Raw genomic sequence first — 26,839 nt, 5'->3', positions numbered from 1 at the left:
TACCAGAGGCTCAATACAATCCGCCGCAATGACCTGATCGCGGCGCTCATCCCGGCAATGATCGGCGGACGTACGAGGCAGGCATCTACCCTGCCACACGGCATCCGGAGTTGAGGGATAGGGAGTTGCACAAGACAGTGATCCGGGCGACCTTTGCCGGGCACGGCGCGCAAAATGACACACTCGCTGCCAGTGCTCACCACAATGAATTTGCAATCCACTGCCGCCCAGCGCCCAGCGACTTTGCCGGAAGCCCACGCGGCGCTGGACGAGTTAACCCAGGAATTAGTAGAGCAGCGCCAGCTCCACCGTATCCTGGCGCAGAACCCCAACCCCATCTACCGGCTGCAGGCCGGGTCCCGGCTGTTGTACGCCAACCCCGCCGCTGAGCGCTTGCAGCAGGAGTTGGCCACCGGGACTGAGCTGCTGTCGGTCGTGCAGGCTTGGGTGGAAGAGTCCCTGCGCACGGGCCGCGAGCTGCGGCGCGATGTGGCCGCGGCCGACCGCCACTTTTCCGTATGCATAGTGCCCGACGAGACAGTGCAGCAGGTGACGCTGTATGTGACCGAGGTCACTGACCGGGTCCAGGCTCAAAGCCAGCGTGCCAGCCAGCAGGCCTTCACCGAGCAGGTCCTTAACGCCCTGCCTTGCCTGGTGTCCGTGCGCGACGCGGCCGGCCGCTACGTGTACCGCAACGGGGCCGCGCAGGAGCTGGCCGAGCTGCTGACGAAGGCTGCCCCCACCCCGGAGGTAGCCGCCCGGCAAGCCGAGCAGCAGGCGGCGTCGGCCGCGGCCGACGCGCAGGTGCTGGCCACGGGGCAGCAGCTCATGGTGGAGGAAGAGGTTGCCCTGCCCGGCGGGGAGAACCATTGCCTGCAAACCGCGAAGCGGCCCCTCGTTTGGGAAGGCGGCGCACGGCACGTGCTGGCGGTCAGCACCGACGTGACCGAGCTCAAGCAGGCCCGCGAAGCGGCGGAAGCTGCAGCCACGGCCCGGGCGAATTTTCTAGCCAACATGAGCCATGAAATCCGTACCCCCCTGAACGGGGTGCTGGGGATTGCGGCGCAGCTGGCTAAAACCCCGCTCGATGCCCGCCAGCAGGAGCTGCTGCAGATTGTCCAGACTTCGGGCCGGCACTTGCTGGGTATCATCAACGACGTGCTGGACATGGCCAAGATCACCTCCGGCAAGCTGGAGCTGGCCCAGGATGCGTTTGACGTGTGCGAGATGCTGTTCCAGGCCGCCTCCCCGCTGCTACAGCAGGCCCAGGAGAAGGGCATCACGGTGGTGGCCAACCGCTTGCAGGACTCCTGCCCTAACCCGCAAGTTGTCGGCGACCTGCAGCGGCTTAGCCAAGTAGTGCTTAACCTCCTCTCCAACGCCATTAAGTTTACTCCCTCGGGCGGAGAAATTACGGCTAGCGGCTACCAGGTCGGGGAAACGGAGGACACCCTGACCATCGAGTTCAGCTTCCGCGACACGGGCGTGGGCATCGCCCCGGACAAGCTGGAGCGCATCTTTGAGGATTTCACCCAGGCCTACGCCGATACCTCCCGGCAGTTTGGCGGCACCGGCCTGGGACTGAGCATCAGCCGGGCCCTGGTGAAACAAATGGGCGGCGAGCTGACCGTGACCAGCACCTTAGGCCAGGGCAGCACCTTTGCCTTCACCATTACCCTGCCCCGGGCCAAGGGCCTGGCCCCTGCTTCAGCCGACTCCCCCGCCGCTTCCCCCTACACGGCCTTGCGCGGCCGCCGCGTGCTGCTAGTGGAAGACAACGAAATCAACCGCCTAGTGGCCGTACTACTGCTGACGGAATGGGGCGTGGGGTACGACGAGGCGGAAGACGGCGCGGCGGGCGTGGCCCTGGCCGCGGTTCACGCCTACGACGTGGTGCTCATGGACGTGCAGATGCCCGGCATGAGCGGGCTGGAAGCCACGGCTGCCATCCGAGCCCTTCCCGACCCGGCCCGGGCCGGCGTCCCCATTGTGGCGCTGACGGCCAACGCCTTCGAGGCGGACCGGCAGCAGTGCCTGGCCGCCGGCATGCAGGCCTGCGTGGCCAAGCCGTTTGACGAAGCCGCCCTCTACCACACCCTGACGGAGGTGCTGTCCATCCCCTAATTTTCTGTTGGGTACGCCCGCGGCGTAAACGCTGGCCCCTCCCCCACCGCCCAAAATGAAAGCCAGCTCCCGAGGAAGCTGGCTTTACTGATTAAGTTACCGGGTGCCCCTACCCTACTTCGCGGGTGGCAGCTTGCCGGTTTTGCGCAGGTGCGCATCATAGTGCCGGTGGGCCGCTTCCAGGTAATTCTTGATGTTGGTAGGGGTGTCCGGGCCCGGCGCGGCCAGCAGCAAACTCATCTTAATCTCCTGCACCACGGATTTAGCGATTTGGACCGTGTGCAGAGGCACGTCGGTTTCTGGGGCGGGCGCGGCAACTGCGGCCGGCTTGCGACCCCGGGTAGAGGACTTGGCCGGGGCTGCAGCGGGGGCAGCTGTTGGCGCAACAGAAGGCGCCGGCGCAACAGCTACCGGAGCGGGCTCCGGAGCTAAAGTGGGGGCAGCCGCTACCGGAGCTGGGGAAGCGATGGGTTCTAGTGGCGCCGGGGGGGTGGAAGCCGTCAGCAGAGCCTCCCCTCCCATGCCAGCCCGGGCCTGCTGGCGGGCTTCTTCCGGCACTTCAATGCGGCGGCGCGGGGTGATTTGTGGTTTCTCGAAGCCCATTAGTTCGCGGCGGTTGAAGTGGTAGATACGGAAGCGCCGGCCGTGGCGCGGCGGTCAGGCAAGCCCAAGCGCTCGATAAGCTCCTCACAGACGCGGCGGATTTCGTCACTGGAGTCCTTGGTGCCGCCGGCAAAGCGGGACCAGGCCGGGTTCAGCAGGCTGTAGAGGGTGGAGGCCCGGGTGTAGGCCTTGCGATGGCCCAGGTAGGAGTTGAAGCGCGAGAGGCCCAGCCCATCGATGTACTCATCCATCTCTTTTTCCTCCCGCTGCCCGGCTACGCGCTTGGTGGGCAGGCCGTAGTACTGGAAGTCAATCTGGGCGTCGTCGGCTGCCTTTTTGATAGCCTCCAGGATGGTCATGAACTCGGCCGTGGAGGCCCGGTCCAGGTAATCCGATACCAGGGGCACAATCACCGCGTCGCAGGCCGTCAGGGCGTTGAATACGTCGTCGCCGTCGGCCCGGCCGGGCACGTCGATGATGATCAGGTCGTAGGTGTGCTCAGGGTTGTCGATGAAGTCAAAAATCCGGCTTAGCTGCCAGGGGTACACGTCGTAGGGATACCGGGCGTCGGGGTTGGCTGCGCGCAGCTTGGCGAAGTTGGCCGCGTCCACCTGCTCGCGGGTCTTAACAATGCTCTGCTGGTAGTCGCAGTCCAGGACGGCGATGCGCAGGCCGTACTCGGTGGCCAGCGGGGCGGCCAGCACGAGGGCCAGGGTGGATTTTCCGGAGCCCCCCTTCTGGGTGGCAAAGCTGATAACCTTGGACATAGTTGGTGCGGGGTTGAGGGCGTGAGGAGCGGCCGGTCACGAGGACCAGCGGGATGACGAGCTAAAAGTAATTGAAAAGCAGAAACACAGAACCACACTTTTGCTAAAAAGCAGAAATGTTGTTACGCAGTAAAACAGATATGCAATAAAACAGAATAACATTTCTGTTGATTAGTTATCCTGGATAAATACAAAACAACAGAAAAATAGAAAAGTATAATAACATAAAAGCAGATTGATAGAAAGGTGGTTCTGCAGAACTGTACGACTGCAGAATAATCAATCTGCAAACCGCGTCAAACGGTACTATGTCTTGTCGGCAACAGAAATGCAGAAAAGCAGGATTGTAGAAAAGTAGAAAGGAGAATCCTAATTTGAATAGGGGAGTCTTAGTATAGCTGCAGAAAAGCAGAACAACAGAAAAGCAGAAATATTAACGCTAACTCTGCCACAAAGGCGTGACTACTTTGCTTGTAGCAACAGAAATACACAAATGCAGAACTACAGAACTACAAGCAGAGGGACACCTATTAAAAAGACCGGCTGATTGGCCCCAAGCGGCTATTAGGAAGGCAAGGAGGCTCTGTCCAAGTGCCAAATCAGCACCATTGGGCAGCCCAGCAGAACACGGACTAACACCCATTCGGGCAGCCAGCAGAGCACACGCGAAGGGGGCAGTAGGGAAAAAAGCACCAGTTCCTAACACAGAAGTGCAAAGCTGCGTACTAGCTTATTACTAACTTTTTGCTAACCATAGAATAGTCTCAGCAAGAAGAACACCCCAATTCTAGAGCTAACGCGCTAGTCTTGAGTGGTTTGTAAATCAGCAGAGCTGATTTGTGGGCCATAGGATGGTAAGTATCTGATTTAAAGCAATAAAAATGGCCCACAAGGCTGCTACACTAGTCAAGAACACGATGAACATGGAGCTACGCAAGCGGGTCACGCTGGACAACAACGCCCACCGCAAGGCCGAAGCGGCCGCGGCAGAAGTCGGCGCCAGCCTGGGCGTGTACGCCAGCGCGGCCGTGGAATACTTTGCCACCCGGGGGCTGGACCCGCGGGAGACGGAGGCCCGCGAGGGGCAGCTCATCATGCAGCAAATAAAGAAGCTCGGGGACCGGATGTTCGGGTTTATGCAGGAGCAGGAGCGCACGCTGCTCACGGCCATGCTGGAGGAAATGCTGCGCACCCGCATCACGCTGGAGCGGGTGCTACGCCTGAATGAAATCCTGGTGGGCAACCTCAACGCGCAGCTGGAAACGCTCAGCGAGGCGCAGCTGCAACGGCAGCAGCAGGCCTTGCAACTGCTGCGCCAGCGCAACGAAGAAGCGGTGGAAAAGCAGGTGAAAGAAGCCGTGGAAGCGGCCCAAAAAGCAGGGCTAGGTAAGCGCAGTAAGCCGGATGAAGCAACGGCAGGGCAGGGGCAATAGGCAAGAAAAAGCACTCCCAATACGCAAGTAAAACACCCTATACGCTCGGATGTACGTCAAATTGATCAATCCCAAAACGCACGGCAAAGCCGCCTATACCAACACCGGCAGCAGCGCGCAGACGCTCCAGTACCTGCAGCATGAGGCGGTAGGGGAGGGGCGAGAAGCCTCGTTTTTCAGCGCCGACGCGGACCAGTTGAGCGCCGCGCAGATGCAGCAAAATATCGACACGAACGTCAAAGGCCTGCGGACCGGCGAGGCCAAATTCTACTCCCTGGTGCTGAGCCCGAGCGAGCAGGAGCTGGCCCACATTGGCAGCGACCCCAACAAGCTCCGGGCCTACACGCGGGCCGTGATGCAGCAGTACGCGCAGAACTTTACCCTGCCCGGCGGCCGGCAGCTGGGCAGCCCGGACATCGTGTGGGGCGCCCTGCTCCACCAGGACCGTACCCACCGGGGCACGGACCCCGAAGTGCTGGCCGGCACGGCCAAAGTAGGGGAGAAGCGGCAGGGCCTGCAGGCCCACGTGCATGTCATCGTGAGCGCCCGCGACGCCGAGCAGAAGCTCACCCTTAACCCCGGCGGGCGCCGGCAGCGGTTTGACTTGATGCGCTGGCAGGCCGCGGCGGGCCGGCAGTTCGAGCAGCAGTTTGGCTACGTAGCCCGGGAGCATGAGAAGCTGAGGCCCAAGGGAAACCGGGAGCGGGACCCCACCCACGACGCGGGCCGGCTGGAGAAGATTGCCCAGCGGGTGGCGCGCATCAACCTGCTGGTGCCCCGCGAGCAGCACCTGGCGCCGGACACAGTGCAGAACATTGCCGTGGCCCGGGCATTTGACAAGACCTTTTACCGGATGCTGGCCCGGGTCGAGGAACGGGCCCGCGACGGCCGGCCCATTGACAACGGCCTGCAGCTGCTGCGCACGGGGCGGGAGCAGGCCGCGGCCCCGCAGCGACAGGCCGCAACGGCCCTGCACGCGGTGCAGCACTTGGTACGCCGCGCCCAGGCCGGCCAGGACGAGCGCACCGAGCACGTGGCCGAAAAGCCCGGGCGCCGCGGCGCGGAGCTGGACATCGACATGTAAGCCCCGCCAGCAATCACCTCCCTATTTCTACTTTCCTATGACCAGTTTACCCCCTCGACCGGCGGCCCAGTTCCACTCCATCAGCCTGCTCATCGGCGTGCTGCTGCTGGCCCTGCTGGCCGGCGAATGGCACGTGCTGCAGCACCCGGCGGAACTAGCGGCGGCCCGCGCCGCCCAGCACCAGGCCGCGCAGGCCCCCCGCCTGATGCCCGCCCAGCGCTTGGTGGCCCGGATGGCCGTCATCAACCAGCAGCGAGCCGCAGCCCGCCGGGCGCGGCTGCAGCGGCAAGCGGCGCCGGTGGTAGGTCAGCCGGCCGCCAAGCTGGCCACGGCCACGAGCCGGACCGGCGACCAGGTGGTAAGCAGGGGAGGGGCGGCCGCGTTGCGCGTGGCCACCGCCGGGCCGGGATTCAAAGGCAAGCTGCTGGTCAAGGCGGGCCGGCTCTACGACGCGGCCGGCATCTTTTTGCGGGCGCTGGTGCTGCTCGCGGCCGGGGTGCTGGTATTCGTGCTGCCGGCGCCCGAGCGCAAGCCCGGCGGCCCGACCCGGCGTAAGCCGTTGCGGCCCCAGGCCGGCCGCATTGTCATGGCCAGCTGCGCGGGGCTGTTTCTGCTGAGCGCCTATGTGCTGCTGACCGTATCTTCCTACTCGCCGGGCTTTATCCGGGTGGGCTACCCCGTCGCAATCACAGTAGCGCTGGCCAGCGGCTTGGTGGTGGGGCTGCTGCGGGCGGCCACCAAAAGCCCGGCGTTTGGGCTGAGCGTGGAGCGCAAGAAGCTCGAAACATCGGACGGGTTCAATCTGCCCACGGAAGGGGGCGGTTGGGTAAACGTACCCAATCCCTACCGGGGCGTGCTGGTGCTCGGCGGCGCCGGGGCGGGCAAGACCTACTCCATTGGCGAGCCAGTGATTGAGCAGCTGGCGGCCAAGAACTTTGCCGGGCTCATCTACGACTTCAAGTTTCCGGTGCTGGCCGAAGTGGCCCAGAAGGCCCTGGAGCTGGCCGGACGCCGGCAGGACCCGCCGCGGCTGCTGCCCACTGGGGAGCCCGAGCTGGCGGTGGTGCTGCACGTCATCAACTTCCGCGACCTGACCCGGAGCGAGCGGGTGAACCCGCTGCGGGCCGAGGACATGCCGGTGGTAGCCTTTGCCGAGGAGTACTCGCGGGCCATCATCAACAACCTGAATCCGGCCAGCATCCGCAAGATGGAGTTCTTCGACATCAGCGCCGTGGCCTACCTGACGGGCATCATCTGGTTTTACAAAAAGCACTTCCCCCGCTACTGCACCATCCCGCACGTGGTGGCCACGGCCATCCACAAGGACTTCAAGCACGTGCTGAGCATGCTGGAAACCGACCCCGAGTGCGCCGGCATGGTGCGCAGCATCGTGACGGCCGTGGAGCAACGGGCCGAAAAGCAGGTGGCCGCCGTGGTGGGCACGCTGCAGGTGATCCTGAACCGCATCAACTCCCCGGAAATCGTGTGGGTACTCACGCCCGATGAGGCGAAAGGGGAGGGGTTCTCGCTGAACCTGAACGACCCAAAGGCGCCGGCCTTGCTGTGCATCGGCAACGACCCGACGCTGAAGGAAACCTTCTCGCCGGTAGTGAGCTGCATCATTACGGTGGCCATCAAGCTCATGAACCAGCAGCACAAGCACCGCAGCTACGTGTTCCTCGACGAGGCCGCCACAGTGTACGTGCCGGGGCTGGAGTTGCTGCCGGCCACGGCCCGCAGCAACAAGGTGGCCACTATCTACATGACCCAGGACCTGGCGCAAATGACCGATGCCTATGGCCCTGACAAGATGAAGGTTATGGTCTCTAATCTCAACAACCAGTTTTTCGGCAAGGTCAATTCGCTTGACACGGCCAAGTTCATCTCCGAGCTCGTGGGCCGCGAGGACAAGCAGATGCACAGCAGCAGCACCGGCAAAAGCCAGGGCGGGGCAGGAGGCCACGGCAGCCACAGCTCCAACCTGAGCACCAGCTACCAGGAACGCAACCTGGTGCGGGTACAGGACGCCATCGGCCTGCAGCAGGGCGAGTTTATCGGGCAGACCGTGGAAACCGAGCGCACCTTCTTTCAGGGCGTCATTTCCCGGGCTGATGCTACCCCGGAGCGCTTTCCGCTGCACCCCGTCGCCACGTTTGGCACCGACGAAGAGGATTGCACGGCTGCACTTGCAGAGGTAGTGCAGGAAAACTACCGCCGGGTACGCCAGCAGGTACAAGAAACTCTGGCCTTACACGCTAATACCTTGGGCGCTGGGCTCCAGAAAGAGTAATCGCAGAGAGATACAGTCAATGTGACTGAGTACGCGCTGTATCATGAGCCGGCCAGGCAGGGTACCTGGGGCTGCTCGCTGGCTGGCTTCCTGGCCGCCCTGCTCGAAGTGATTGGCTTATTATATAAGCGAGAGTTCTATAATAACCTATTAGTTTAGTTTCCTAACTATCTATAAATCTTATAGGATTTATAGATAGTTAGGAAACTCATTCTGCCCTGCGAAGGCTTAGTAGCCCCTGACCCTACTAAGCCACCAAGCGATTACCGGAAGAAGTATTTATATAATTCCTTGCTGGTTCCGAAAGACCACCTGTTTAGTGCGCAACGATGCCACTACTACGCGGCGGCACAACTGAGTGAAGCCATTGTCGCCTAAGGGAGCCGTGGCATTAAATATGATGGCGATGCGTTGATGGTGTTGGGCAAAGCGCAACTGCGGCACTAACTTCCTGGCCAGGCCCGCCGCCTGTTGTTGCAAGGCCAGTGAATCAGCACTACACACTGGTGCTTCACGAGTGCTTACCACATTCCACCTCACGACTAGCACAACCGTACCGTTTGGTTGGTGTCGGGTAACGGCATCGTAGTCGTACTGCAAGGATACCTCACTGCCCAGTTGTACCCCCAGCGCTTGCAATCGCGCTTCTTCGACGGGCGTTAGGGGCACTTGTTTTGCGCCGCAGCCGGCCAGGGCGAGGGCGAACAAATACAAGCGAAAAAATGAAGGAGCGAGCATGGCAAGTTAAAACGAGCAGGTGGACAAGGTTAATACAACGGATCACAAAGTTTAACCTGCCACCTGCAACTGAACAGCCCGTCAGCCAGACCGCAAAGAGTTAACGATGATTCACATAAGGTATGACCTTTGCCTACCTTTTCCTGCTCATCGGTTGTGTTGCTGACCGACCTGGTGGAGGCGCTGCTAGGCTACTTCGCGTGGCACTGAGGTGGTCCAGCGAAGCCGGACACAATTGGGACGTTGTTTGAAGATGCGTTTCGAAGTGGTTGGGCTAGATAACCGAGCGCGGAATGCCGCCGCTCGGCGTTGTAGTAGGCGATGTGGTGATTGATTTCGAGCTTGGCTTCGGCCAGACCGGGGAAGCTGCCGCCGTCGAGTAGATGGGCTTTGAAGCGGCTCCCACATGATTCGGCGTGGTCGTTGTCCTAGCTGAGCCGGCTCCTGCTCTACAGAGCCCTCTGCCGGGCCAGTAGGTGCTTGAAGCGGGTAGCTGTGTACTGGGTGCCCTGGTCGGAGTGCACGATGAGCCCTGCCAGCGGACGTCGCGCTACGAGTGCCCGGCGCAAGGCTCCCTGACCAAGTCTTCGGGCATGGCCTTCAGCCTACACCTCGGCCCGCAGCCGGCGGGTGCCGTAGCGCTGGCTGTGGTTGGCAAACGCCTCGCGCACGGACACTTGCCAGGCTGGTTCGACACCTGGCGCCTGCCGACGACGCCGCCAGGCGTAGTAGGCGGCCGGGGCCACCCCCAGCACCTGGCAGAGCTGGCGCACGGGCACCCAGTCGGCCCCTTGGGCGATATGCTGATAGGTACTCACCAGGTCGGTTGGCCGAGCCTACGTTTATAGCAGGCAACTGACCAAAGCTTTTTTTAAAATGTCCAGCTCCTGCGCCAGTCGCTTGTTGGCCGCACGCAGGGCGCGTACCTCCCGGTCGCGGGCCACTTCTTCACTGCCCACTTCGACCACGAGCTACGCCTGCTGCCAACGGTAGAGACGCTGGGGGCTGATACCCAACTGCCGGGTGGCCGCCTGGGTGCTGCGGTTCTCGCTGGTCAAATGCAACGCTTCAGCCTTAAAGGCCTCGTCGAATGTACACCCTTGATCGGGCGACGCCCCGCTGGTTTTGGTTGTCATACCAGAAGGAATATACGTTCTTCTGCTGTCCGCCTTGCCTAGACCACCTCAGCTTAGGCGTTCGTCCCCTGCAGTTGTTGTTCATCCCGTTTACGGAGTGTAAAGTCCTCTAGGTGGGTACCATATTCTAAGGCCACGATTAAGGCGATGGAGCTGAGGACCCATATCTTCTGCATAATGGCTAACATGCCCCAATCACCAGACCCATATAAATAGGCAACATAGTAAAAGGTCAAAAAGCAACTACTTGACGCGATTTTAAGCACCTGCCGCTTGGTCTGAAAGAGCTTGAGGGTAATGGTGAGCAGGCTAATCTGAGCCAAGCTACCCGCTAGCAGTATCATGACATCATGTAGAGGCGTGACAATTAAGAAGGTAAAGGCGATGGTGGCAACCCCGATAAGTTTTAAGAGGGTAGACGCGTGCCTATCCGGTATTTTTTGGGACATATGCATAAAAAACAGGCCATAGCTAAAGGAGTGGAAGGCCATCCCACCGATTGCCCACGGTCGGGCCGTGTTCTTGGCTCCGTTTAGGGCAGTGGCCGCAAATAAGTTGCTAAAAAAATTCCTTGACCAGTCAAACCCTTCCGAGTTGTGGTCCACTAGAGAGCCGCCCGGATAAAGCAGGGTGGCGATCCCCATCAGTAACACGGAAATAATCACACAGATTAAAACCGAATAGGTCTTCGTGAAGTGCTTTATCGCTTCCTGTTCCATTTATCGAGTAAGTGAGCGCTGAGGTGTGGCAACTGAGGCGGCCCTGGCTGCTACGGGGCACTTGCCCAGCTATCATCCGCAGACAGGCATACGGCACTCTGGACAGAGCGGAACCTAACGCCTGATTTGGGAGGCTATAGAGGCTGCCCGGTACCCCGAGGCATTATATATGCTTAAGCTAATGTATGCATTTTGCTTGGCAGTTTACTTCCCGAAGGGTAGTAGTAGAATGTAGTGTGTAGTGGGCATTGGGATCCGTTGAGAAGGAATAGGTGGGTAAAACCTTAGGGTAAAGCAACGCTTGCTCGTTGTTATCCGCACCCCAGTAGACGACGGTCCATGGCCAGTATGAAGTCGAACACGTCGGTTTTACCCACATGGTATTCGTCGATGCGCAAGACAATCCCAAGAAACGCTACATGGCCAAGGCCGCTGAATGGAAACGCTGCCCACTGGCCGCGCAGTGTAAAGGGAAGATGGTACGGCAAAAGCGGCCGTACCATACCCGTTACGAAGCCCATTATGAGCGGATGATCACGCGTTTAGCCACGCAGGTAGGCCATCCGATGCGGCGGCTCGCGTCAACACCTTGTTCGGTTCTGGGTAGCTTAATTACGGCTTGCAGCATAGCAATAAAAAGGGCAAGCAAGGGCCGCCAAAGTCCAGTACGTAGCCGCAATGGCCTGTACTCTCAGGACGTGGTTACGTGTACACTCCGGTAAGCCAAACAATAGGGTGAACTCCCGACAAGTACTTGGGGCCGTTCATTGGTCCATACTGCACTTTTGCAACAAGGCCTATAATAATATTGATTTTATAATGTATTTTAGTCACATGGAAAGTATCAGGTGTGTATATGCTTTCCGGCATGATTTCAAAAAAGCCCCTCGTGAAGCACGAAGGGCTTTTTGCATGGTACCGATGTAAGCAAGTGGGAGCTTCAACCTCTTTTTGGCGTATGATCGGCTCGGGAACTTCAGCATCAATGCGTACACCTTTTCTACTTGGCCGCCCCTCACTTTTTCTAGCCCCTCACTTACAGCAGTATGGAGAATACTTTGGTAAGTAAACATCGGGGGCGTATACCATACAGAGAATCTGCATCGCTTCTAGTGTTCCGTGACACGGCTCTGGGTGGCTTCATCCACCACTAGAAAGAGCGTCTGACTTTCGGCGTCGTATCCGCGCAGGCGCACTACGAACGTGTTCCCTTCAGCGGTCGTGTAATAGTCTCCGGCGCCCGGCAGGAAGCCATACTGATGATAGAAGCGCTGAAATTCAGAGGCGAGAAACGTAGACAACGTTTCTAGTTCACTTTCCGGATCCCCGGTATGCGTCGCGAGGTAACGCGCAATAGTTTCCTCATTTAAATGAATTTCAAACGCAGGGGCCGGTAGCGTTGCCATGAAGCCAGAAAGAATAGTACGTCCTAAATGTAGCATTTCAACGGATACAAACTCGGTACAGGCTACGTACCGCACGAGCCTGTCCTACTGCCGGTCCACCAGCGCCGCTTGCGTTGGGGATGCCCGGCAAAGCGTTGACTTAGTTACGGTATCCGGCCGCGGCTCAAGCTCAGTACGTGCGCGGAGAGGTGACCTTACAATTGCTGATCGACCAGGCAGGGGTCCCGCAAAACGTTGTCGTCGTTAGCGGGCTAGGCTATGGCTGTGACGAAGAAGCATTGCGGGTGATGCGCGCTGCCCGCTATCGCAACCTGGCGGGGCAAGACCATGAAATTCGCTTAACCCTACCCTTCCCCTACTCGCCTACTGGGACGCCGGAGAAGAAATAAGCACAAATAGCTAGCTTGGTTTGAGGGTAGTATGAGAGGGTCTAACTAAGTGAGACAGAAAAGGGCGTTAACTTCCTTCTGTCCTGAGTTCGAAACCAACCAACAGTGCGCCCCGCAAGCGCCGCCGCTAGGATGAGGCCTTCCGAGCGGAAGCCTTGCGCCTGGCTGGTGAAAGCCGTAGCACCCAAGCCGCGGCTCGGCAGCTCGGCATCAGCCCTAAACTACTCTACAAGTGGCAAAAAGCTACGCAACCCGTGCGTCGGCTCTGTCAAGTAGTTGGAGTGGGGGTGGCCAGCTACTACCGGTGGCGGCAAAAAACAGCAGCTCGCTCCTGCGTGCCGGCGTGGGAAAAGGCATTGTGTCAGGCGTTTGTGCAGCATAAACGACGCTATGGCACCCGTCGCTTACGGGCCGAACTGCAGGCGCAAGTGCACCGGATTGGTCGTCATCGTATCCGCCACGCCTTGCGCCGACGCGAGCTCGTGGCCGTGCAACCGCGGGCATTTGTGCCCCGCACGACCCAAAGCGAGCATGGTCCGCGCGTGGCGGCGAATCACGTGCTGGACCGGCCAGCGCCCACTGCGGCCGACCAGGTATGGGTGGGCGACATTACCTATTTACCGCTGCAAAATGGCGCCTGGGCCTATCTGGCCGCGTTTCAGGATGTCTATACCAAACGCGTGGTCGGTTGGCAGGTGCTCGGTAGTATGCCTGAAGAACTGGTCGTGAGTAACTTGCGTCGAGCGCTGCTGAGCCGGCAGCCGGCGGCGGGGTTACTCGTCCACTCTGATCGGGGCGGACAGTACTGCAGTAACGCCTACCGACGCTTACTCACGGAGCGGCACCTAGTGCGTAGCATGAGCCGCTGAGTTAAGTGCTACGACAATGCCCAGGCCGAAAGCCCCTGGTCCCGCGTAAAGACGGAGGTGCTGCTGGACCGATCTGCTTTCGCTTCAGTAGCCGAGGCGTAAGCCGAGCTGGCCACGTATTTTGACTACTACAATCACCAGCGGTGGCACTCGGCACTCGGCTTTGAGTGCCCGCATCGCTTTGAAAACAAGCTCTTCTAATTAAGACCCCATTCTGTCTCACCTAATCCGACCACCTCAGCCAGTCAGTGCGTTGGGCCCGCAAAAATAGGAAATATCGCTAAGAGTAATGCACAAAATCTATATATAGCCACCCTTACTTAGCCTACTAGCGCGGTATTGCAGGATGAAGAGCGTCCAGTTTGGGGTGAGGTGATCTGGCTAAGTTGGACAGAATAGGAACGCAGTTTGGAAGTGGGATTCGAAGGGGTTGGGCGGTACGTAGCCGAGGGCAGAAGCGTGTCGCTGTGAGGCGTTGTACTAGGCGTCCTAGTGACTGATGCGGGTCATCCCTTGCGCACGCAGAAGAAGCCCCAGATTGGGCCCCTGCGCGTGATTGACCGCCAGCTCCTTACGCTATCGGCCGGGGAGCAGGGGCGGCTACAGGCGCTGGCCGGGCTCGTCATGAAACTGTTAAATCTGCGCCAGCTGCTGCGCCAGCATCCGGAGCAGGCCCAAGCGATGTGGACCGTACTCTATAGTGAGTTGGGGGACTTACTTACCCGTATCAATATGCTGCTGCAGCTGAAGGTAGGGGAAAAGCCCCCGGACACCCCAGCCGGACAAGCCTATCAGCGCTCCCTAGACCGGGAGACCAAACGTGTGATCTGGCTGCTGGAGCAGCACAAAGCCGACGCGCTGGCTATCCTGCGTACTGCCCATTATGCTGAGTGACACCCTTGGCAACAGTTGCCTTTTGGTGCGCCTATATACCTCTCTTTCGGTGGCGTAAGCACTTGTAGCGGGTGCCCTTAGCACCGTAGCTTTTGGGTGGGCAGGTGTTTGAAATGCACTTTTCGCTCAACACTTTTAATTACGGCCCCTCGGTTACCCCCTCATACAAAGGGCTTGCTGGTTTCGGTTGGCTTACTGGTTGACGCCTTTCTCATCCGGGTTCCGATGGAGAAAGGGCCACCGCTACCCTTTCGGGGGCGAAGGGGCTCTCAGCACTTGCCCCGTCCAAATCAGCTTGGTAACGACCGGACTGCCCAACGCCAGGAGCACCAGGCATCCGATGTCGGGCTGCAGCTTCAGCAGGCTGAGGAACGGAACGTGGGCGATGGTCGGCAACAAGAAGACGAATCCTACAAAACAACCGATGGCCACGGCTAGGCTTCTAACTGCTTTACCCATGGTGGCTGGATGTGCGCGCCCGGTGCGCAGTAGGAGCGCCACCTGGTACACGAGCCGTCCAGCCAAGAACAGCGTCAGCAACGCCACCAGCCACCGCCCGTACCATTCGGTTACGGAAGCCGGGTGGGCCTCCCCGCCCGTGACGATGCTTACGATGCCCTCCACCAGGCTTTCGGAAAAGCCCAGAGAATTGGAGTTGGTTAAGACCGCCACGCCCAGGTTGTCATCGGGCAAAATGAAAATGGCCGAATATGATGTGGCCGTGGAGCCCAGGTGCTGCAACAGCCGCTTCCCGTTGTAGCTGCCTTGGTTCCAGCCCATGGCATACCCGGTCTTGCCTTTCGCCCACGGGGTGTGCAGGGCCGCTACCAGGCCGCTGTCCAGCACGCGTCGGGTGCCCACGGTGCCCTTGTTAAGGTTCGCCTGCAGGTATTTTCCCATGTCCGCCGCAGAGCTGCAAATAAAACCGGCCGGGACGGCGGTCAGCGCATAGTCAGCTTGGCGGCTCTTCACCGGAAAAGGCCCCCAGTATTGGTATTGCGCCACGACCCGGGTTTCGTTCTGCGCTGACGACCCACTAAACGTGTGGTCCATGCCCATTGGGGCAAAGACCTGCTCCTGCATGTATTGTTGGAAGGTTCGGCCGCTTACTTTTTCGATAATCAGCCCCAACAGGGCGTAATTCAGGTTGGAATATTCGTGCTTCTGGCCGGGCTGCGGAGCGGTTGCCAACGAGAAGCCGGCGCGTTCCAGTTCTGGTAGCGGCGGTAGGGCGCCAAACCCCGCCTTTTTGGCAATGCCGCTGGTGTGATTCAGCAGGTGGCGAACGGTCAGCGGAGTGCTGCCGCCGGTGACGTGAAGCGTGGGAAGAAGCGTCGTCACCGGTTGGTCGAGCTTCAACCGCCCGTTTTCAACCAGCGTTAGCACGCCGAAGGCGGTCAAGGACTTGCTCACCGATCCCAGGTAATACGGGGTGTGCGGGTCAGTTGCTTCGCCGATTGATTTGGTATACAGCACGGAGTCACGGCTGACAACGATTACCTCCATGTTGGGCACGTTGAATTTTTGCAACTCCCGCATCAGGTAGTCATCTACTCGTTGCTTGATGCCTTGCCCGTGGAGGAGCGGCAGGAAGAGGACGCACAAGCACGAGGTGAAAAAGAGCTTCATGGTACCGCGATGACCGTTACGCGCGTAATAGATAAAGGTAGCTGCCGACCCAGTAAGATGGCTGATGGGACGGGCGAAATAACGAAACTTGTGTCGTTATCCGGCTGTAGTGCCTTGCTGCGGGGAGTGGCCCTGGTTACTAATGTGGTGCGAAAATTAACTGGCCGCGGCCGCCAGCGGCTCCCAGCTGAAGGCGAAGAGGGCTTCGAGGTCAGAGTGGAGGGAGCCACCCACCGCAAGCCGGCAGCTGCCCAGGCTGCCGATTAACTTTTGGACCAAACTTTTTATCAAGGCCTATACTGCCGGATAAACTCGGCAGGCGTCTCCATCAGGGCTAGCAGTTGTTGCCGCTCGGTAGCGGACAAGGTGGAACGACGAGGCATAGGGTGCAAGCATAGTGGGGGCTGCTGCTAAAGGTGCCGACTCACCCACACCGTATCCGGATGTCACTCCTTAAATCGGGTTCGTTGGGGGAGACTCGTTACAACTGGGCGAAAAATGACGCTAAGCGGTTTCGTCGTCTTATTGCTGCTGGAAAGCCCAATCCTCGACCGAAAGCTGCTGGGCCATAAAAGCCGTGTACCCGAGGTCGCGGCGTTCCAGTAAATGGCGTCGAAAAGCCCAACTGCTGTTTGCGGCCGCGAACCCGGCGGTGGTCATCTCTTGGCGCATCCGGAGCGGTAGCGCGGCCAGCCAGTGGTCAAAATGGAAATATAGAGAGCATTAAAAAGTGTGGCGCCGTTGGGGTGCAAACCTGTCGGACCTATTCTAAGCAGCCGTATCTGACCGAACAAGTCAATCTGGTCGATGCCCCCCTTTTCCTGTCTTGAACGCGAGATAATCCAAGAAATAGATCACCTTTACCGAAACCGAATTGTTGAGCGGAGAATTGATGGAGTGGCTAAAACTGGCGAAATATTGGGGCATGGCCTGCTCGGCTTGCAGGTAGGTCGTACCGGTGTTTTTCCAGACCACGCTGACCTGAGAACCCGGCGCAAACCACCACGAATAGACCGCGTCGACATTGAAGGCGTTGTAAGTATTATCGCGGTTGCGCTCGTAAATCAACGGGCTCTCTTGGCCCGCCGGCCCGAGTTGCGCGAAGGTTGCGTAGCGCACACTGCTCGTGTAATGGCGCAGCCGCACCGTGAAGGCCATGCGGTTCGTAAATGTGTAAGCTGCTGACACCACGTTGGCGACCGTGGCTACGTTGCGGCGGCCCGCCAGCACGTCTACGGGCCCGCGGCCCGCGAGCGTGTCGCCGCCCAGGGCCTGAATAAGCCTACGGTCCAGGACCTGCCCAGAACTGAGTCCGCCATTGACGTAGCCGATTTGGTTGCGGCTCAGGCTCCAATCCAGACTGTAGCGGAACGTGAGGTGGTCGTTGACGCGGTAGCGCGGGTAGGCTCCGAAGCTGTAGCCCGTACGCCGGGGCCTCGGCAGCCGGCCGTCAAGGCGGTAGCGGTCCACGCCGGCATGCACGCCGTAGGCAAAAAGTCTTCGGGCATCCGAATTAAGAAACCCGGTAAGTCGGCCATTGGCCGGCACCCGCACGAAATAGCGGCCCAGGGGGGTGATGCGGGGCTCAAAAAAGTTGCGCGTCGCCGGGTCCACGTTTAGGTCGAATCCGACCTGGGTGAAGCTTTTGGTGAACGTGGTATTGGAGCCGAGGTAGAAACCAAGGGACTGGTAACGGGTAGGATTGTACAACAGGGAATGGTTGACCGCGGTGAAAAGGGCGAAGTTGTTCACCTTCCAAAACGGTTTGTACTGACGGTAGGCGAGTTTGGCTGACTGCGAGATGTTGTTGTTGCCGAGTAGGATACCCAAATCGTTGGGGTTGTAGCGGTCCGACTCCACGCCGTGGTTGAGGGTCCAGGTCCAGTTGCCGCTGATTTTGCCTAAACTGAGACCATACTTGTAACCATCCTGGTCGCTGACGGGCGTTTCGGAGTCGAACACGGTGCCACGCCGCCGCGAGTACATCACACTGCCATCCAGTGCGTATTTGTTGGCTTTGTTGGCGAAGCGAAACAGGCCACCGGTCACATTGGCGTCGTAGGTGCGGCCAGCACGCGTCACATTGGTGTTGATGAGCGAGACGTACGAGTTGTTCTTGAGGCTCTGATCCAACACCATGATGTTATAATTGCTAAACGGCTGCGTGAGTACCTGACGTTCTGCGCCGCTCTCCACGTGGCGCACTGTGGCGTACACGTCATTGCTCACGGCGTTAAAGAACCCCACCCCCAACCCGGTACGGGTACGCCCCGATATTTTGGTGGCATTCAGCAAGCGGGTTTCGGCCGGGCTGGCCACTACCCTTTCCCCGGAGTGCAGGTGATTTCCCACCCCAGCGAAGCCCATGGGCGTAGCGCCTACGCGGCGCGAGTAAAATAAGCCGCCCTTGCTGAAGAGTTCGGTGCCTTCGGTGAAGAATGGGCGGTTTTCGTTGAACTGCACTTCGAAGGGCGAAAGGTTGAGCACTTGGTTGTCGCTCTGCACCTGCCCGAAGTCGGGCACCAGCGTGGCGTCGAGCGTGAAGCTCTCGTTGATGCCCCACTTCAGGTCGGCCCCACCGCTGAAACTCGCGGTGGTGCGCTTAGTGCCCTCGACATTAAGCGGATTGTGGTTCACGTAGCTCGACACGTAGGGCGTGAGCGAGAGACGCAACGGTGGTTTGATGCCCCGCATTCCCGTCAGGGTGCCCCACTGGTTCACAAAGCCCGATACCTGAGGCTTGACTTCGTTCCAGTAAAAGCGCTGGTTTTCACGCTGGCGCAGCCGGAAAAAGTTAAGGCCCCACGCCTGCATGTCGGCCGTGCTGAAGCGAATGGCCGAGTACGGGATGCGCAGTTCGGCAACCCAGTCGCTGCCCTGCACGCTCGTGCGCGACTCCCAAACGGCGTTCCAGTTGTAGTCTTCGCCGCCAGCCGGGGAATAGCGAGCGTCCGCTTGAACGCCGCTGCTAGTGACCACAAAGCTGTAGCCGTTGAGCTGGTCCGCGTAGGGGTCCAGAAAAATGCCAAACCGGTCGGCGTTACCATAGGTGTCGCGCGCCGTCAGTTCCCGGGGAATGGAGTCCGCCGCTACATCGTGCATGACGGCACCTATGTACAGCGCAGCGTCGTCGTAGAGGATGCGCACCTCCGTGCGGTGCTGTTCGGGCACGCCGGGATGGGGCCGAAACTGCACAAAGTCCGCGGCCGGTTGTGCTTCCCGCCAAGCCGCTTCGTCGAGCACGCCGTCCACCCGCATCGGCAGCGCAATGCGCAAGGCCGTCAGTTGGCGCTTGGCAGCCACGGGAACCGTGGTGGACTCTGGCCCACGCTCGGGTTTTAGTTGGCCAACTACTGGCGTGGGCAGCAGCACCTGTAAAACTGTCGCGACGACAATAAACAACTGAATAAAGAGAGGGTGCATGGCAATCGACGCAGGGAAAAGGGGGATAGATGGGAACCATCCAGACGAGGCCGGGGCGGAGTGGTAGCCCGCTAGTGCCGCCGGGGAATGCGGGCAAAAACAACGGGCACGAGCAATCGCGCAGGACAAAAGCTGCGTCGTTACCGAGAAAAACTAAAGAAAACAGGGCCGCACAGCGCCTGGTGCCTAACTAAGGGCAGCACAGGCAACAGCTGAAATAGAGACAACTTCAAGTGCGTCTCAAGTGCAGTAAGCAAACCCCCATTGCTGGGCGGAACCTTAATATTCAGTAGGTTCGGCACCAGTCTGGTTTGCCTCGTCCGGGGTTTAAGACCAATCTAGGGGCGGCTTGGGCTCACTGGTCAGCCGTTTGGAGCCGCGTCAAATCAGGTAGACCGTTCTGGGCGAAATGCTCTTAACCAGTGCAGGGCTGGCATACCTCACGAGACCGTGTTCACGGTTGGCCGCAGGACCACGCGGGCAACCACCCTTACGGCAGCAAACGAGTCAACTGCTCCTCCAACTCCGTCAGGCGACTCTGGCTCACATTCTCGTTGACCAGCAGCACAATGGCCGTCTGCTGGGCAGGATAAAGCACTAGTCGGGTGTTGTAGCCGACGGACTTGCCGTTGTGGAAAATCCGGCGGCAGTCCTGCGCATCCGTATCCATCATCCACCCCAGCCCCAATCCTGTTTCCGGCGCCGTGCCCCAGGTGCGCAGGTGCGCCAGGCGTACGGCCGGCAGACGCTCCTGCAGATTCGCATGCGCGTAGCGCAGCAGGTCCGCCGCGGTGGAGCTCAGGTTGGGGCCGCCCCAGTAGCCCGTGTAGTTCAGGTGCGCCTGGGGCAGATCCGGCCGGGTATAGCCGACGGCGTAGCGGGCCTGCTCTCTGGCCGACAACACGCGCTTGGTGTCGCGCAGGTTGAACTGCTTGCGCACGTAGCGGGTCACCAGCTGCTCGTAGGGCTGTTGATAGACGCGCTCCAACAGCAGTTGCAGCACCAGCATAGCCGTGTTGTTGTAGCGGTAGGTGGTGCCGGGTTTGGTGACGAGTTGGATGTTGTGCAGATCATGGAGCAGGCTGTCGGCCGTGTACCGGTTATAGGTAGCCGTTCTATCGGCCAGGTTCAGCTGGTCCTGCCGGGCCTTCACGGCAGCTGTATATACGCGGGGGGCCCCAGGCAACCCCGAAGTATGGTTGGCCAGATCGACGAACCGGATCGGCTGGCCTTCCACTTCCAGATTGGGGTACTGCCCGGGCAGGTACCGGCGGATGTCGTCGGTCAATTGCACTTTCTGGTCGATGACGGCCTGGGCCAGCAGCGTGCCCACGAACGTTTTGACCACCGAGCCCATGTCGTAGTAGGTAGCAGAAGTAGGCCGGCGGCCGGTGCCTTTCTCTACCTCGCCGTAGTTGTAGAAGGTTTCCTTGCCCTGCTGGTAAATGCCGATGGACATGCCGACCGCGTCGGGGTGCTGCATGTAAAGCGTAGCGGCGCGGTGCACGGCCGCATCCAACGCCGTTTTCTGCTGGTTGTCCGTGAGCACCGGCGTAGAGCGGCCGTTGGGCTGTTCGATGAAGTCAGAAATGGTGTAGTCGTCAATCACGCCGGGCGCAGACGACACCAAGGCTACGCGCAGGTTCTGCTGTTCGCCCTGCCAGGCAAACACGTGGCGTTTGCCCGGCTCGTTGAGCACCGTTGTAGAACGGATAGTCCCGGTTTTAAGCTTCAACTCGCCTAAAAATCGGGAGAAGCTGCCCGCTGCTTCTAGTCGGCGCAGGGCCGGACTGCTGTACGCTTCCATGGCGTGGTAAGCACCACGGTTGAATTGGGCGACCAGGGTGTCGTTGAATTGAGAATAGGAAGTAAACTGTACGGATTGCGCTTGAACCGACAGACCAGACAGCAGGAGATTGACCACTGCAACGGCGACGATAGGCAGAGTGGATAGCTTCATACGTGATTGTTTTAGAAGAGGGGGATAAGTAGCAATAGGGCGCGTCCCGGCAGCGACCGACAGCCGTGACTGTTTCAAGCTTAGCGTTGCGAAGCTGCGCGGATGGTCTAACCGAAGTGGGGAAACACAGAACGTGCAACTGGGGCAGCCTGGGGAATTGGTTAAGGGATGGCCACTAGGCGCAGGGCCTCGACGGGGTGGGTGGTGCTGGCCACCAGCTCCAGGAAAGGCGTTTTGGCCACGAACTGGCTTAGGATGTCGATGGCTCCCTGCTCATCGTCCACAATCAGGCAGCGGATCATTATAGGCTTAGCGTCAGGTGGGTGGCGTAGGCGTCGGGTGTGTCGTGCACCGTGAGCTGGTGGCGGCCGGGGTAGAAAGCGGCCAGCCGCCGGCGGGTGTTGTCCAGGCCGATGCCGGTAGAGTGCTCGACCGGGCCGCCGTGCTTGCGGTTGCTGGTAAAGAAGGTGAGCTGGTTTTCCTGCACCCGCACCTGCACCAGCACCGGGTGGGCGGGGTCGAAGAGCTCGCCGTGCTTGAAGCAATTCTCGACGAAGGTGATGAGCACCAGCGGCAGAATCAGCAGAAACTGCGTGCTACCCTGCACCTGCAGCTGCACCTGCAGCTGATGGCCGAAGCGCAGCTGGTTCAGGGCCACGTAATTGCGCAGGTGCTGCAGCTCCTTGTCGAGCATCACCTTGCCCTGCTCGCCACCCTCGTTGAGGGCGTAGCGCATGATGTCGGAGAGCAACAGCACGCTTTTGGCCGTGGGCTCGGAGAGCGGGTAGACCTGGGCGTAGAGGAAGTTGAGGGCGTTGAAGAGGAAGTGCGGGTTGATCTGGCTTTTCAGAAAAGCGATGTCTGCCTCCAGCAACCCCCGCTCCTGTATCCGCAGCTGGTACTGGGTACGAAGTGCATATTTGACAGCAGCATACACCAAACTGCAGGCATAGAAATACACGCCACGAAATACGCCAACAGCTAGAAATATACGCAGATTAACAAACGTCTGGGTTGACTTAATACCGAGTGAGGGAATAACAAATTGGATAAGTCCCCCGCGCACAGCCAAATAAGTGAGGAACACACTAATTACCCCTATTGTGTAGACCCCGAATCGTTTTGGAATAAAAAACTGGGGAAACAGCCACTCGCTATGGATATAAAATATGAAGGCATACAGCGAAAACAGAAAAATATCGCCCAGCATAATCTGGGATGGGCCACTCATTGCCACAACGAATATATATTCATAGGCATAGTAGGCCACCCACGCTGCTAAGTGAACAAATATGGTTTTAAGACGTGGCACGTTCACTGACTGAGAGAGTAAAGAAGTGGATGGTGCAAAGGTGTTTATAGAACTTGTTTCTAGGCTACTTCAGCTGCTTGTTGCTTGACGAGTTAAACATACCCCTGTGGTCGTCGCCCGGAAACATTATTACACCAACGACCTATTTCGCTGTATCAACGCCCACAGGCTGCCCGCACGCGTTACCTAGGCGCAAAGCCATTCGCGCCTTTATCACTTATGATAGAGGGCCTAGGCAAGTAGCCCGACGGAATAGACAAGGAGTTGCTGTCACCTTAAAAGGTGATGTCAAACCGGCCATTGGTGATGGTTTGCGTGGGGGTGGCGTTGCCGGTGCCGTTGGTGACGGGCACCGCAATGAACTCAAAGGAACCGGAGGCCACCAGCGCGACCGGGTCGTAGCGGCTCATCAGCACGCTGCCTACTGAACTTCCGCCGCTGCCCGTAACGTACTGGTCGAGTGAGGTGGTTGTGAAGTAGCGGTACATGCTGAAAGTAAACTCGCTCAGGCCCAGTGGATAGAACCCGGCGCCCACGAAAGGGGCCGAATTATTGCCTCCCGGCATTCCCAGGACAATACTCACGCTCCGCGAAATGCCGTTGGCATCGGCAGCGGTACGGCCTTCCAGCGCGAAGGAAAGGCCGGTGCCACCGGCAACAACCGCAGCAGTATATGGAACGCCGCCCTGCTGCCAACTCATGGTGCCCTGAATCCGAAAGCTACGTAAAAAGGTCAGGGTCACAGAGGTGGTTTCCCCGGCTTGGACCACTAAGGAAACGGGGTCCAGGGGGTTGTAGCTGCTGGTCGGCTCGGCCGAGAGCGAGTAAGTGCCGGGCCCCAGATCCGGGAAAGCGAAAGCGCCTGCTGCATCCGGCGTTGTGGTGCTTGTGCGGCCGTTGGCGGCGGTCAGGGTAACGGTGCGGGCGGCCCCGATTGGGAGAACGGTGCCCTGAACCCGCCCCTGGGTGGGCGCCGGCACCGGGTCGTCTTTCTTGGAACACGAACTGGTAACGAGGAACAGCACGCAGCCGAGCAGGTAGAGCGCACAGCGCAGGGAGTAGGTGAGAAACATAATGAGAGCTGAGGAAAAAGCAACAGAAAGCCCAAACTGGCGGATGCCTTCGGGACAGGGTTTATTAGACTCGAAACGGCGCCCCCCTTCGACAAAGCCGAAGCGGGAGTGGTGGCTTCTGGCCTCTACCCCAGGTCCGCACTGCCTTTGCTGCTGACCACGTGGCGCTGCAGAGCCTCGAAGAAGCCACGGCGATAGGTGTCGCCGAGCGGGGCACTGGCTTTGCCATCCTGAAACAGAATCAGGTTGCCGTCCAGGGCCTTGATCTTATTCAGTGACACGATGTAGGATTTGTGCACCCGCATGAACTGCGTCGGCGGCAGCCGCTCCTGTAGGTCTTTCATGTTGAGCAGGGTGATAATGCGCTCCTGCTCGGTGTAGATGGAGACGTAGTTCTTCAGGCCCTCCACGTACACAATGTCCTCGAAGCACACCTTGCGCATGTGGCCCTTGCTTTCCGTCTTGACAAAGATGTAGTTGTCAGGCGGCAGGGCGATGGGCTGAACGGGCGGAGCCTGGGCTTTGAGGGCTTTTTGGGCCGCCTTGAGAAACCGCTCGAAGGCAATGGGCTTGAGCAGGTAATCCAAGGCTTCCAGTTCGAAGCCTTTGAGGGCGAATTCGCTGTAGGCGGTGGTCAGAATCACCTGGCACTTGCCCGTGAGCAGCGGCATCACCTCCAGGCCGGAAAGCTGGGGCATGTGAATGTCCAAAAACACCAGATCAATGGGCTGGGTGGCCACCAGGCGCAGGGCCTCGACGGGGTGGGTGGTGCTGGCCACCAGCTCCAGGAAAGGCGTTTTGGCCACGAACTGGCTTAGGATGTCGATGGCTCCCTGCTCATCGTCCACAATCAGGCAGCGGATCATTATAGGCTTAGCGTCAGGTGGGTGGCGTAGGCGTCGGGTGTGTCGTGCACCGTGAGCTGGTGGCGGCCGGGGTAGAAAGCGGCCAGCCGCCGGCGGGTGTTGTCCAGGCCGATGCCGGTAGAGTGCTCGACCGGGCCGCCGTGCTTGCGGTTGCTGGTAAAGAAGGTGAGCTGGTTTTCCTGCACCCGCACCTGCACCAGCACCGGGTGGGCGGGGTCGAAGAGCTCGCCGTGCTTGAAGCAATTCTCGACGAAGGTGATGAGCACCAGCGGCAGAATCAGCAGAAACTGCGTGCTACCCTGCACCTGCAGCTGCACCTGCAGCTGATGGCCGAAGCGCAGCTGGTTCAGGGCCACGTAATTGCGCAGGTGCTGCAGCTCCTTGTCGAGCATCACCTTGCCCTGCTCGCCACCCTCGTTGAGGGCGTAGCGCATGATGTCGGAGAGCAACAGCACGCTTTTGGCCGTGGGCTCGGAGAGCGGGTAGACCTGGGCGTAGAGGAAGTTGAGGGCGTTGAAGAGGAAGTGCGGGTTGATCTGGCTTTTCAGGAAAGCGATGTCTGCCTCCAGCAACCCCCGTTCTTGAACCCGCAACTGCTTCTCCTGCTCCCGTAACTGCTTTTGAATGCTGAGGGCGTGCTTGGTGTAGGCGAAAGCGAAGCTATAGGTAAAGAAGAGTACGCCACGCTGTAAACTGAATGCGAGGAAAGCGCTAAGTGTGTAGAATGGATAAACAGGTTTGGCAATAATAGTCGAAAGAATAGGTACTGTAACAATATAACGTGCGCTGACAAAGACCAGTGTCAAACCAACCAGGCCTAGCGCATAAGCGCCATACCGCTTGGGAATAAAAAACCGGGGGAACAGCCATTGACTGTTGGTGTAAAATAGAAACGCAAAAAGTGAAAATTGTAATAAAGACTCTAGTGGATGGGGAAATGGAATAGCTGGAACAGCCAGAATGTACAGGGCTTCATATAGGTAATATAAGAACCATGCTGTCAGATGGTAGAGAATAGATGTATAGCGCGGCACGTTGAAAGCGGGCTGGAACGAATGAGTAGAGGATAGCGCAAAGGTGTTCATAAAACTCGCTTCTAGAAAAGTGCCCACGCGGGGCGGATGGCGGCTAGCGCACCAGACTCAGCTTGATCCCGACCTGCAGATGCGGGCGAACCGTCAGGCCCTGGTGGCGCATGCCCAGCCGGCGGGTTTCCAGGCCGGGACCCACGTAGGCATCCAGCAGGCCGTAGCCACCCAGCCGCCGTTGCATGCCCCACAGCGCCGATAGGGCCGTTACCTGGTGCGACAGCTTGGTGCCATACGCTGGGGTTAAACTGGTCGTCGCCTGCAGGGCCAGATAGTTGCCCACTAGCGGCCGGTTGTCGCGCCCGGCAGCCCAGCGCTTGTCCTGGTGGTAGTAGCGGCGCACGCCTAAATCCACCCCAAGCTCGGTCAGGTAGACTAGCCGGGTAACCCGCTCCGGTGCCGCCATGCGGACTCCTATCCGCCAGCCGCTGGACACGTTACCGTACACGGACCAGGCCGGTGTCACTTGCCGTTCTACACCGACAACTAAGGGCAGGGCCGTGCCCCTGTACCCGCCAAGGGTCAGGCCGCGGGTGATGCCGGTGCCTAGCTTAAAGAGCGTAGCGGCATGAAAGGCCGGTGCGGGGAGCGTTTCGGCGGCAACAGGGGCCGCAACCTCTACATCCGTTTGTGCTTGGCAGGCCAGGGGGCTACCCAAGGCAGCTGTTGCAAAAAGGAAGCAACAGAAAAATGAACGACGCATAAAAGCAAGGAATAGGAGAGTGAAACTGCAGCAAGGAGGCGCGCTGCTTCAGCTGCTTGTTCCTTCCTGCTTGATGACTCAAACCTACTCTAGCGCTGGTAGCCCGGAAACATTATTACACCAACGGCCTCTTTCGCTGTATCAACGCCCACAACTCAAGTTGTCCGCACGCGCCACTACGCACAATAATTCGCTCCTTTCGCGACACAGCCTGCAGAACCGTAGGGAAGGCTACGCCGGCTAAACGGGCTGGCAATGGGGCAGAATAGGTGCTCGGCAAGCAACGTTCAGAAGGAAATGGGCAACTATGCGTAAGGTGTACCTAGCATCCTG

23 protein-coding genes and 3 pseudogenes are annotated in these 26,839 nt (G+C 59.3%); 8 read left to right on the top strand and 18 right to left on the bottom strand.

All coding sequences use genetic code 11. The features are described from left to right. The first annotated feature begins 204 nt into the window (after positions 1 to 204). Entirely contained in the window at positions 205 to 2,124 is a 1,920-nt protein-coding gene (locus ACYVHC_RS20930) for an ATP-binding protein (protein WP_460615685.1), read from the top strand. 114 nt (positions 2,125 to 2,238) lie between these two features. Here ACYVHC_RS20930 and ACYVHC_RS20925 read toward each other — a convergent pair whose 3' ends face one another. After that, positions 2,239 to 2,727: a hypothetical protein gene (locus ACYVHC_RS20925; protein ID WP_460615684.1), complete on the bottom strand. Its 489-nt coding sequence runs from the start codon at positions 2,725 to 2,727 to the stop codon at positions 2,239 to 2,241. Further along, positions 2,727 to 3,494 carry a ParA family protein gene (locus tag ACYVHC_RS20920; protein ID WP_460615683.1) on the bottom strand — a complete coding sequence of 256 codons (768 nt, stop codon included), beginning with the start codon at positions 3,492 to 3,494 and terminating at the stop codon, positions 2,727 to 2,729. Before ACYVHC_RS20920 ends, ACYVHC_RS20925 begins: the two co-directional genes overlap by 1 nt. An 881-nt stretch (positions 3,495 to 4,375) precedes the next feature. Between ACYVHC_RS20920 and ACYVHC_RS20915 the strand changes: the two genes are divergently transcribed. Genes ACYVHC_RS20915 through ACYVHC_RS20905 form a run of 3 tightly spaced genes read left to right on the top strand, consistent with a single transcriptional unit; the run spans position 4,376 to position 8,301 of the window. Further along, positions 4,376 to 4,927: a BfmA/BtgA family mobilization protein gene (locus tag ACYVHC_RS20915; protein ID WP_460615682.1), complete on the top strand. Its 552-nt coding sequence runs from the start codon at positions 4,376 to 4,378 to the stop codon at positions 4,925 to 4,927. A 49-nt stretch (positions 4,928 to 4,976) separates the two neighbouring features. Then, positions 4,977 to 6,011 (top strand): DUF5712 family protein, encoded by a 1,035-nt coding sequence (locus tag ACYVHC_RS20910; protein WP_460615681.1) that lies wholly within the window; start codon positions 4,977 to 4,979, stop codon positions 6,009 to 6,011. A 37-nt stretch (positions 6,012 to 6,048) separates the two neighbouring features. Next, positions 6,049 to 8,301 carry a TraM recognition domain-containing protein gene (locus tag ACYVHC_RS20905; RefSeq protein WP_460615680.1) on the top strand — a complete coding sequence of 751 codons (2,253 nt, stop codon included), beginning with the start codon at positions 6,049 to 6,051 and terminating at the stop codon, positions 8,299 to 8,301. 279 nt (positions 8,302 to 8,580) lie between these two features. Here the strand turns inward: ACYVHC_RS20905 and ACYVHC_RS20900 are convergent, their stop codons facing one another. The 7 genes and pseudogenes from ACYVHC_RS20900 to ACYVHC_RS20870 form a co-directional block, all read right to left on the bottom strand. Beyond that, positions 8,581 to 9,039, bottom strand: a complete 459-nt coding sequence (locus ACYVHC_RS20900; RefSeq protein WP_460615679.1) for a hypothetical protein — start codon at positions 9,037 to 9,039, stop codon at positions 8,581 to 8,583. Positions 9,040 to 9,230: 191 nt separating this feature from the next. Next, a pseudogene (locus tag ACYVHC_RS20895) lies at positions 9,231 to 9,455 on the bottom strand (integrase core domain-containing protein); the annotation flags it as partial. 189 nt (positions 9,456 to 9,644) lie between these two features. Further along, positions 9,645 to 9,857: a hypothetical protein gene (locus tag ACYVHC_RS20890; protein ID WP_460615678.1), complete on the bottom strand. Its 213-nt coding sequence runs from the start codon at positions 9,855 to 9,857 to the stop codon at positions 9,645 to 9,647. Between the two features lie 153 nt (positions 9,858 to 10,010). Continuing rightward, positions 10,011 to 10,175, bottom strand: a complete 165-nt coding sequence (locus ACYVHC_RS20885; RefSeq protein WP_460615677.1) for a transposase — start codon at positions 10,173 to 10,175, stop codon at positions 10,011 to 10,013. A gap of 53 nt (positions 10,176 to 10,228) precedes the next feature. After that, the gene (locus ACYVHC_RS20880; protein WP_460615676.1) at positions 10,229 to 10,894 is read right to left on the bottom strand and encodes a hypothetical protein; all 666 of its coding nucleotides are present in this window, start codon (positions 10,892 to 10,894) and stop codon (positions 10,229 to 10,231) included. A 311-nt stretch (positions 10,895 to 11,205) separates the two neighbouring features. Continuing rightward, a complete protein-coding gene (locus ACYVHC_RS20875; RefSeq protein ID WP_460615675.1) occupies positions 11,206 to 11,397 on the bottom strand; it encodes a hypothetical protein in 192 nt (63 codons plus the stop codon). 606 nt (positions 11,398 to 12,003) lie between these two features. After that, positions 12,004 to 12,300 (bottom strand): hypothetical protein, encoded by a 297-nt coding sequence (locus tag ACYVHC_RS20870; RefSeq protein ID WP_460615674.1) that lies wholly within the window; start codon positions 12,298 to 12,300, stop codon positions 12,004 to 12,006. Between the two features lie 158 nt (positions 12,301 to 12,458). Between ACYVHC_RS20870 and ACYVHC_RS20865 the strand changes: the two are divergent. The 4 genes and pseudogenes from ACYVHC_RS20865 to ACYVHC_RS20850 all read left to right on the top strand — a co-directional run. Further along, positions 12,459 to 12,689, top strand: a pseudogene (locus tag ACYVHC_RS20865) (energy transducer TonB); the annotation flags it as partial. A gap of 146 nt (positions 12,690 to 12,835) precedes the next feature. Next, positions 12,836 to 12,922: pseudogene (locus ACYVHC_RS20860) on the top strand (hypothetical protein); the annotation flags it as partial. Between the two features lie 21 nt (positions 12,923 to 12,943). After that, a complete protein-coding gene (locus ACYVHC_RS20855; RefSeq protein WP_460615673.1) occupies positions 12,944 to 13,558 on the top strand; it encodes an IS3 family transposase in 615 nt (204 codons plus the stop codon). 492 nt (positions 13,559 to 14,050) lie between these two features. Next, on the top strand, positions 14,051 to 14,452 hold the full coding sequence (locus ACYVHC_RS20850; protein WP_460615672.1) for a hypothetical protein: 402 nt from the start codon (positions 14,051 to 14,053) through the stop codon (positions 14,450 to 14,452). Positions 14,453 to 14,695: 243 nt separating this feature from the next. Here ACYVHC_RS20850 and ACYVHC_RS20845 read toward each other — a convergent pair whose 3' ends face one another. From ACYVHC_RS20845 to ACYVHC_RS20805, 9 genes are all read right to left on the bottom strand, one after another. Further along, on the bottom strand, positions 14,696 to 16,081 hold the full coding sequence (locus ACYVHC_RS20845; RefSeq protein ID WP_460615671.1) for a serine hydrolase domain-containing protein: 1,386 nt from the start codon (positions 16,079 to 16,081) through the stop codon (positions 14,696 to 14,698). A 795-nt stretch (positions 16,082 to 16,876) separates the two neighbouring features. Continuing rightward, positions 16,877 to 19,504, bottom strand: coding sequence for a DUF5916 domain-containing protein (locus tag ACYVHC_RS20840; RefSeq protein ID WP_460615670.1), 2,628 nt, complete (start codon positions 19,502 to 19,504; stop codon positions 16,877 to 16,879). Between the two features lie 490 nt (positions 19,505 to 19,994). Then, entirely contained in the window at positions 19,995 to 21,464 is a 1,470-nt protein-coding gene (locus tag ACYVHC_RS20835) for a serine hydrolase domain-containing protein (RefSeq protein ID WP_460615669.1), read from the bottom strand. A 161-nt stretch (positions 21,465 to 21,625) separates the two neighbouring features. After that, entirely contained in the window at positions 21,626 to 21,766 is a 141-nt protein-coding gene (locus ACYVHC_RS20830; RefSeq protein ID WP_460615668.1) for a hypothetical protein, read from the bottom strand. Continuing rightward, a complete protein-coding gene (locus tag ACYVHC_RS20825) occupies positions 21,766 to 22,695 on the bottom strand; it encodes a sensor histidine kinase (RefSeq protein WP_460615667.1) in 930 nt (309 codons plus the stop codon). Before ACYVHC_RS20825 ends, ACYVHC_RS20830 begins: the two co-directional genes overlap by 1 nt. A gap of 356 nt (positions 22,696 to 23,051) precedes the next feature. Further along, complete coding sequence (locus ACYVHC_RS20820; RefSeq protein ID WP_460615666.1) at positions 23,052 to 23,849, bottom strand: carboxypeptidase-like regulatory domain-containing protein; 798 nt, start codon at positions 23,847 to 23,849, stop codon at positions 23,052 to 23,054. 125 nt (positions 23,850 to 23,974) lie between these two features. Next, complete coding sequence (locus ACYVHC_RS20815) at positions 23,975 to 24,715, bottom strand: LytR/AlgR family response regulator transcription factor (protein WP_460615665.1); 741 nt, start codon at positions 24,713 to 24,715, stop codon at positions 23,975 to 23,977. Further along, on the bottom strand, positions 24,715 to 25,521 hold the full coding sequence (locus tag ACYVHC_RS20810) for a sensor histidine kinase (RefSeq protein ID WP_460615664.1): 807 nt from the start codon (positions 25,519 to 25,521) through the stop codon (positions 24,715 to 24,717). The genes ACYVHC_RS20815 and ACYVHC_RS20810 overlap by 1 nt, the downstream gene beginning before the upstream one ends. Before the next feature lie 322 nt (positions 25,522 to 25,843). Beyond that, positions 25,844 to 26,506 carry a hypothetical protein gene (locus ACYVHC_RS20805; RefSeq protein ID WP_460615663.1) on the bottom strand — a complete coding sequence of 221 codons (663 nt, stop codon included), beginning with the start codon at positions 26,504 to 26,506 and terminating at the stop codon, positions 25,844 to 25,846. Positions 26,507 to 26,839: the final 333 nt, after the last annotated feature.

It is taken from the genome of Hymenobacter seoulensis (assembly GCF_054780535.1).
The sequence above is the reverse complement of the archived record's forward strand: the minus strand, read 5'-3'. Positions and strand labels throughout refer to the sequence as shown.

Coding starts and splice junctions, on each gene's coding strand:
- ACYVHC_RS20870 (WP_460615674.1), bottom strand. CDS start 12,300: ATGGCAACGCTACCGGCCCCTGCGTTTGAAATTCATTTAAATGAGGAA.
- ACYVHC_RS20820 (WP_460615666.1), bottom strand. CDS start 23,849: ATGTTTCTCACCTACTCCCTGCGCTGTGCGCTCTACCTGCTCGGCTGC.
- ACYVHC_RS20845 (WP_460615671.1), bottom strand. CDS start 16,081: ATGAAGCTCTTTTTCACCTCGTGCTTGTGCGTCCTCTTCCTGCCGCTC.
- ACYVHC_RS20835 (WP_460615669.1), bottom strand. CDS start 21,464: ATGAAGCTATCCACTCTGCCTATCGTCGCCGTTGCAGTGGTCAATCTC.
- ACYVHC_RS20815 (WP_460615665.1), bottom strand. CDS start 24,715: ATGATCCGCTGCCTGATTGTGGACGATGAGCAGGGAGCCATCGACATC.
- ACYVHC_RS20930 (WP_460615685.1), top strand. CDS start 205: ATGAATTTGCAATCCACTGCCGCCCAGCGCCCAGCGACTTTGCCGGAA.
- ACYVHC_RS20840 (WP_460615670.1), bottom strand. CDS start 19,504: ATGCACCCTCTCTTTATTCAGTTGTTTATTGTCGTCGCGACAGTTTTA.
- ACYVHC_RS20900 (WP_460615679.1), bottom strand. CDS start 9,039: ATGCTCGCTCCTTCATTTTTTCGCTTGTATTTGTTCGCCCTCGCCCTG.
- ACYVHC_RS20830 (WP_460615668.1), bottom strand. CDS start 21,766: ATGATCCGCTGCCTGATTGTGGACGATGAGCAGGGAGCCATCGACATC.
- ACYVHC_RS20880 (WP_460615676.1), bottom strand. CDS start 10,894: ATGGAACAGGAAGCGATAAAGCACTTCACGAAGACCTATTCGGTTTTA.
- ACYVHC_RS20925 (WP_460615684.1), bottom strand. CDS start 2,727: ATGGGCTTCGAGAAACCACAAATCACCCCGCGCCGCCGCATTGAAGTG.
- ACYVHC_RS20920 (WP_460615683.1), bottom strand. CDS start 3,494: ATGTCCAAGGTTATCAGCTTTGCCACCCAGAAGGGGGGCTCCGGAAAA.
- ACYVHC_RS20885 (WP_460615677.1), bottom strand. CDS start 10,175: ATGACAACCAAAACCAGCGGGGCGTCGCCCGATCAAGGGTGTACATTC.
- ACYVHC_RS20805 (WP_460615663.1), bottom strand. CDS start 26,506: ATGCGTCGTTCATTTTTCTGTTGCTTCCTTTTTGCAACAGCTGCCTTG.
- ACYVHC_RS20825 (WP_460615667.1), bottom strand. CDS start 22,695: ATGAGTGGCCCATCCCAGATTATGCTGGGCGATATTTTTCTGTTTTCG.
- ACYVHC_RS20910 (WP_460615681.1), top strand. CDS start 4,977: ATGTACGTCAAATTGATCAATCCCAAAACGCACGGCAAAGCCGCCTAT.
- ACYVHC_RS20905 (WP_460615680.1), top strand. CDS start 6,049: ATGACCAGTTTACCCCCTCGACCGGCGGCCCAGTTCCACTCCATCAGC.
- ACYVHC_RS20915 (WP_460615682.1), top strand. CDS start 4,376: ATGGCCCACAAGGCTGCTACACTAGTCAAGAACACGATGAACATGGAG.
- ACYVHC_RS20875 (WP_460615675.1), bottom strand. CDS start 11,397: ATGGTACGGCCGCTTTTGCCGTACCATCTTCCCTTTACACTGCGCGGC.